Below are 6,666 nucleotides of genomic sequence, written 5' to 3' on the forward strand. Positions count from 1 at the left end.
GTTTTTTCTGGTGCACCTGCCCGGTTTGCTGATAGCGGATACCTGGAGGTTGTGCTGCATGTAAGCATTTCTCTGCAGAGGACCCTAAAACAGCTTTTTGTGGATCAGAATGATACCCTTCCTGAAAAGGAAGTTATTGTTGAATACGGTTTGATGCAGCAGATAACAAGCAAGCTGGAACAAAAATTTGACTGCAGTTTTTCAGAAGGGGATATCCTATACCTCGCACGAATACTTAAAGGGACCAAATTGAGCGGAGCCGAGGCTTTTCCATATGACAGCCTTGTGCTCGCCCAAATGATCAAAAACGTGATTAAATCTGTTTCGGAACAGCTGCATGTGGATTTGACCAAGGATTTTTCCTTATTCCAGGGACTGCTGGCCCATATGGAGCCATCCATATTCCGAATGAAACAGAATATGGAATCTTATAACCCGCTAAAAGAAGAAATTATGCGAAAATATCCGGTTCTGTTCATGGCTGTAAAAAAAAGCCTTGAAGAGGAATTTACAGACATTGATCAATTTTCCGATGACGAGATCGCGTTCATCGTCCTTCATTTTGGCTCAGCCCTGGTCATGCAGGAAGAGAATCTTTCCATTAAGGCGCTTGTCATTTGTCCGACGGGCATCGGCACATCCAAGATGCTAAAAAGCAGGCTGAAAAAAGAAGCAGCTGAGATTGATGTAATCGAAATCAAGTCGATGAAGGAAATATCAGAGGGTGCTGATTTGAAGGAATATGATTTAATTCTTTCTACAGTCAGACTTCCTTTTATAAATGCTGAGTACATATTGGTGAATCCGCTCTTAAGCGATGAAAATATACTCACCATAAAAAACTATTTGAAGAACAATATTGGAAGCCTGACCAAAGGAAAAGAATATCAGCCGGAGGATGGGATCAAACAGGCTGAACAGAGAAACCTTACTTTATCCGCAATGCTTGAGGAAGTAAGAGATATCCAGGAGAGCATCGAGTCTCTTATTCATAACTTTCGTTTTTACCGGATGGATGGAGGAGAAAGCCAGGAGCAGATTCTTAGGAAAATGCTTGGGAATGCCGAAGGAGATCATTTGCTGGCTAATGCTGAAGATGTCCTGCAATCCTTAAGGGAGCGGGAACAAAAAGGCGGGCTTGGCATACCTGAAACCAATATGGCTCTCTTTCATGCCCGCAGTAAAAACGTCCATGAACTTATTTTTCAGATTGCCCATCTTCCCGAGCCATGCATGGTGAAGGGGATGGACGGGAGTGATGTTCTTCTGAAAAACCTGCTGCTCATGCTGGCACCACTCGAGCTGAGCAGAAGAGAGCAGGAGATTTTAAGCTTAATCAGCACAAATATTATTGAGACAGAGGAAGCAATTCTAATTTTTTCTTCAGCTAATGAAGACATGATTTACAAGAAGCTGGAATCGATTTTTACGGAATATCTGCAGTCTCATTTTAAAATAAATCAGTAAAGGAATGATTCGATGAAACAAGCAGTGCATTTTGGAGCAGGGAACATTGGAAGAGGATTTATCGGGGCCCTATTTTCACAGTCAGGCTACCATGTAACTTTTGTGGATATTGCCGACGAAATCATTAATCAGCTGAACGAAGAAAAACAATATCAAGTGCTGCTGGCTGCAGACGAACAGGAATCCATGACCATTGAAAATGTTTCAGGATTGAATAACCTGAAACAGGAGAATGAAGTAATAGAGGCCATTAAGCAGGCTGATTTCTTAACAACAGCAATCGGCCCTAACATCCTTCCGCGGATTGCCCCATTAATTGCAAAAGGCCTGGCTGCAAGAGCAGAGGCAGGCATTAACGAGCAGCTTTATGTCATTGCATGTGAAAATCAGATTTCTGCGACTGACCTTTTAAAAGGCTATATAATGGAGCATCTTGACAGCGATGTAAATCTAACCGGTGTTTCTTTCCTAAACTCCGCTGTAGACCGAATTGTCCCAATCCAAAACAACCACGGATCATTGGATGTTCTTGTTGAACCGTACCATGAATGGGTTGTGGAAACGAAAGAAGACATTCCGCATATCGAAGGAATGAAAATTGTTCCGGAGCTCGCGCCTTTTATCGAAAGAAAACTGTTCACGGTTAACACTGGACACGCCGTCATTGCTTATTTCGGATATCTGGGCGGAAAAGAAACCATCGACCAGACACTTGCAGATGAAGAAATTTATAAGCAGGTTCAGGCAACACTCGGTGAAACAGGGGCCTATTTGACTCATCGATATGATCTGAATCCTGACGAGCATCAAAAATATATTGATAAAATTATCGGCCGATTCCAAAATGCCCGCTTGAATGACGGTGTCACAAGAGTAGGACGTTCGCCGATAAGAAAGCTTGGCCCTGAAGACAGACTGGTTCGCCCGTCACTGCAGGCACAAAAAGCAGGCTTATCTTACACAAACCTCGCTAAAGCTATTGCTGCGGCACTATTGTTTGATAACAGGGAAGACGAAGAAGCGGTAAAGCTCCAGGAAATGATTCAAGACAACGGAGTACTGCTTGTGCTGAAAGAAGTGTGCGGACTGGAAGAATCAGGCGAGCTTGCTAAAGAAGTACTGAAACAGTATGAAGCATTGAAAAAATAAATTGGATTTAAGGCTGCTGAAATGGTTCGGCAGCCTTATTTTTTGTGGGATTTTCGGTGGGAATGAGTATGGAGAAAAACTGGTAGGCGATCTAGGCTTCCCTGATTGAGCTACTACGGCTCAAATCTTTAAAAAAGCGGAAGATCTAGGTTTGGGATTGTGTCCGCTTGAACTGGGGCCTTATTTGTGAATGGAATATCTGGATCAGCCAGAGGATTATTCGGGGAATACTTTACCGGAATTCAAGCTCCATCTGGGTCTATTACAATAGCTCGGAGATACTGTGCGAAGATGATGATTTTCCAAAAGGCTTCTATCTTAGACGAATAAACGGCGTGTTATGGCTGCGGGTATACATTGCAGATTATCTGCACGTTTGGAATCCTAATGATCATTTTATCTTTTGTCAAACTTAAAGCTAAGAGGGATCTCTTTTCGATTAACGGGCAGTATACCTTGTTGCGTATGTTCAAGATCAGCTGATAATTATGCAGCTTAAAATTCGATTATTAATTAAGAATGATGCCTTTTCCTTATTTAACGGGTGCTAATGTTAAAAGAAGGGGATCGCTTAAGCGATCCCTATTCTTAGATTATGGAAATAAAGAGATGGGCCCAAATTTGGAATAAGAATAAAGAATTGAAGTAAGAAAACTGCAGTACTCTGCTGAGTTCCTTTTTACAAAAAATGATGTAAAACTTGTTTTATTATCTCAAGACTTGCAGCGCTAGTGGACTGACCTCATTCTAAGAAGTTCTTATTTTAGTTCCGGCCCTTTTCGATGGTTAGTTCCTTCTTGATAAGCGTAGGCCAGTTTAATCAATGTTGGCTCATCGAATTCTTTTCCTAGCAGCTCGAGCCCGACTGGAAGGCCGTTGTCACTGAAGCCAGCAGGAACCGTGATTGCAGGGAATCCTGAATAAGGACTTAAGCGATTTGCATTCCCTGCACCTTGGCTTTTGCCCACCTGTGCCGGTAAAGCACTCGAAGTTGGATAGAGTAGTGCATCAAGGTCATGTTCATTAAACGTTGCCAGTAAGCTTTCCCTTGCCATTTTAGGACGATTGGTAACAATGTCTTGGTATTCCTCATCATTTTCCAAGGATTCTCTTTCATTTCGGGATTTTAATCCACTTTCCAAGCTTGGATGGAATTTCCCGCTATCTATAATATCTGATAATGTTCTTACTGGTGCATCCGGCCCAAGGCTAGCCAAATAATCATTTAACTGAAATTTAAATTCGTATCCGCTTAAGCTTGGATAAGAAAGAATTGGACTAAGCCTGGGAACGGTTACCTCGAACACTTCTGCTCCAAGTGCCTCCATGTCCGCAATCACTTGATCCATCACTTTATGGACTTTAGGATCATTCCCAAAAAGGTCGCGAATAACGCCTATCCGAGCTTTCTTTAATCCATTTTTCTTAAGATAATGAGTATAGGTTTTTGGAACTTTCCCGATACTGGCTTCGGTAGCTGGATCTGCTGGGTCATAGCCAGCAATTGCATCGAGCACGACAGCCACATCTTCAACCGTACGTCCCATCGGTCCGCCAACATCCTGTGATAGTGCAAGTGGAATGATTCCATCGCGGCTGGCAAGTCCCATAGTAGGGCGAAGTCCAACCAGGTTATTAAAGGACGAAGGTATTCGGATGGACCCGCCAGTGTCTGTCCCTAATCCGACAGCGGCAAAGTTGGAAGCTACCGCTGCTGCCGTACCACCGCTTGAACCACCTGGGTATCTTGTTAAATCATATGGATTATAGGTTTGTCCGCCAAGGGAACTAATTGTTTGGAATCCGAAAGCAAATTCATGCAGGTTTGCTTTCCCTAAGATGATAGCACCTTGATCTCTTAATCTTTTTGTTTGATAGGCATCATTTAGTGGGATGGAACCTTCAAGTGAAAGGGATCCTGCAGTAGTTTGCATATCATATGTATCATAGTTGTCTTTTAATATAACCGGAATTCCATGCAAGGGACCCCGAACTTTTCCAGCTTTACGCTCTTTATCTAGTTGTTTCGCTTCTTCTAATACATTTTCGTCAATTGTAATGATGGAGTTAATGCTGTCATCGTACTCCTCAATTCGGTTGAGATAGAATTGAACCAATTCCTCAGAGGTAAGCTCCCCCTTCTGCATCGCATGCTGCAATTCAAATATCGTCGCTTCCTCAATCTCAGCAGATAAAACTCTTTCAGCGACGGGGCTCGCTAAATTAGAAACAGCACCTGCTGGAGCTGCGTATAGCCCCAAAGCCAATACTAGAGCAGTGAAGAAAAATATAAATTTGTTATACCACTTTTCCATTTGGAACTCCTTTCATTTTTTGAATAATTTGAATATACCAATCTATAATTATACTGTATATAAGAGGAAGGTCATGAAAGACTAGGTTATATAGGGAATTAGAAGGATTCATTTTATTCCACTTGAACAGGCAGAAAAAATTCCGGTGCCTGGAACCGCCTTAAGTTTAGGTCCTTAATGATACATGTTGAAAAAATAGGTAGAATTAGGGGTATTCATCATTTAAAAGACAAGAATATTCACAGTTAGTGGATTTGATTAAACTAAATAACTGTACTCATGTGGCCATAGAGAGCGTGAGTGTTATTGGATGCCTATTGTGAATTTATTAGAAGCAGAGGATATCGCCACTTTTTGCTGAATTCCTTATTCAACAAGAGGGGCAGGTTAGCACAAGAACCATTAACAATACAATGGGATTTTATAGTAAAATTTAACTTAGATATAAATAATCTCAGGAGGAGAAGTTGGTGATTTCAAATATCCTGTTTCCGTTATTATTATTAGCTATAATGTTAGGTTTGGGATTTTTATTATTTAAAATTGTTAAGGTGTCGAAGAAATAAAGAAATTATTCACGGTCCTTGTTGAACTAACAGGTACTTTTGTTCAACATCAGCAGCCAAACCAGGCGGCTTTTTTTGTTGAATAAAAGGGGCAGGTTTATGGAAGAAGGATTTATAATTAAGAATGAAGAATACAATTCATCGTTAGGAGTGATAAGATGTTGAAATATCGTAGAGCAAACCTGAACGATATTGAAAAAATGGTTGAGCTAAGAAAAAAACAATTAGTTGATGAGGGGTTAGAACCAAGTATTGATATTGATAAGGAACTATCAGTTTTCTTTAAAGATAAGTTAAGTGAGGGCAGGCTTATCCAATGGCTTGTAGAAGATGATGATGAAATTATAGCTTGTGGTGCAGTAATTTTTTATGATTTCCCACCCAGCTATACCAATAAAACTGGAAAAAAGGCATATATTGCAAATATGTACACTAACGAAAATTACCGAGGTCAAGGCATTGCAAAACATCTATTATCAAAATTAGTTGAAGAGGTCAAGTTATCTGGTATACGAAGAATCTGGCTTGGTGCATCAGATATGGGAAGACCTGTATATAAGAAGTTTGGGTTTAAGGAAGCTGACGAATATTTAGAATTAAGTATTATTTAACAGCCCAGAAGGAAAGCAGGCAATGCCCAAATAAGCATTGCTTTTTCTTATTCGATAAAAGGGGAAGGTTTATTGAAGAAGGACTGATAGATTGTTTATGTCGAATATTAAATAATAGAATTCTTAAAAGGGTTGGGATTCACATTGATTTCCTTTCGTAGCATTGACCTATCAAAAGATTCAAAAACGATAATTAAGTTCAGAAGAGATTCATATGTAATCAGTTTTGGTGACGATAATTTATTTGGAGATAACGAAAGTTACCTAAAAAAGATTGAAGATAGGCTTGTGAAATTTCCAGGCGGTATTGTTCTTGTAGAAAACAATGGTAAACCAGTGGGGCAAGTTGAGTTGCAAATTAAGGCATTTGATAGCATGAGGGTTGGATATGTTAACTTATTTTACCTTATCCCAGAATATCGTGGTAAAGGTGTAGACGTCAAGTCGAATTTTACACTTTTTGCTCGTTTCCTTTTTACACTTTTGCCGAAAAAATGCTTTTTCGGTTTTTCATGCGATGACTTTCCTCGTTTTCACCACCATGGATTACTTCCACAC

The 6,666-nt window shown here is 40.3% G+C and carries 4 protein-coding genes and 3 pseudogenes; 5 read left to right on the forward strand and 2 right to left on the reverse strand.

The window, feature by feature from the left end; translation table 11 throughout:
* From ACEQ1T_RS04865 to ACEQ1T_RS04875, 3 genes and pseudogenes are all read left to right on the forward strand, one after another.
* The coding region (locus ACEQ1T_RS04865; RefSeq protein ID WP_370221928.1) for a BglG family transcription antiterminator at positions 1–1,467 on the forward strand (1,467 nt) is incomplete at its 5' end.
* Positions 1,468–1,479: 12 nt separating this feature from the next.
* The gene (locus ACEQ1T_RS04870; protein ID WP_370221930.1) at positions 1,480–2,616 is read left to right on the forward strand and encodes a mannitol-1-phosphate 5-dehydrogenase; all 1,137 of its coding nucleotides are present in this window, start codon (positions 1,480–1,482) and stop codon (positions 2,614–2,616) included.
* Positions 2,617–2,677: 61 nt separating this feature from the next.
* Positions 2,678–3,032 (forward strand): annotated as a pseudogene (locus ACEQ1T_RS04875) (helicase); the annotation flags it as partial.
* Positions 3,033–3,374: 342 nt separating this feature from the next.
* On the opposite strand, the gene ACEQ1T_RS04880 reads toward ACEQ1T_RS04875, so the two are convergent.
* A complete protein-coding gene (locus tag ACEQ1T_RS04880) occupies positions 3,375–4,931 on the reverse strand; it encodes an amidase family protein (protein WP_370221932.1) in 1,557 nt (518 codons plus the stop codon).
* Between the two features lie 727 nt (positions 4,932–5,658).
* Between ACEQ1T_RS04880 and ACEQ1T_RS04885 the strand changes: the two genes are divergently transcribed.
* Both ACEQ1T_RS04885 and ACEQ1T_RS04890 read left to right on the forward strand, forming a co-directional pair.
* A complete protein-coding gene (locus ACEQ1T_RS04885) occupies positions 5,659–6,108 on the forward strand; it encodes a GNAT family N-acetyltransferase (RefSeq protein ID WP_370221934.1) in 450 nt (149 codons plus the stop codon).
* Between the two features lie 144 nt (positions 6,109–6,252).
* Positions 6,253–6,531, forward strand: a pseudogene (locus tag ACEQ1T_RS04890) (GNAT family N-acetyltransferase); the annotation flags it as partial.
* Between the two features lie 52 nt (positions 6,532–6,583).
* Here the strand turns inward: ACEQ1T_RS04890 and ACEQ1T_RS04895 are convergent.
* A pseudogene (locus ACEQ1T_RS04895) lies at positions 6,584–6,666 on the reverse strand (ATP-binding protein); the annotation flags it as partial.

The sequence above is a fragment of the Cytobacillus sp. genome (assembly GCF_964223445.1).
In the GTDB taxonomy this organism is placed as follows: Bacteria; Bacillota; Bacilli; order Bacillales; family Cytobacillaceae; genus Cytobacillus.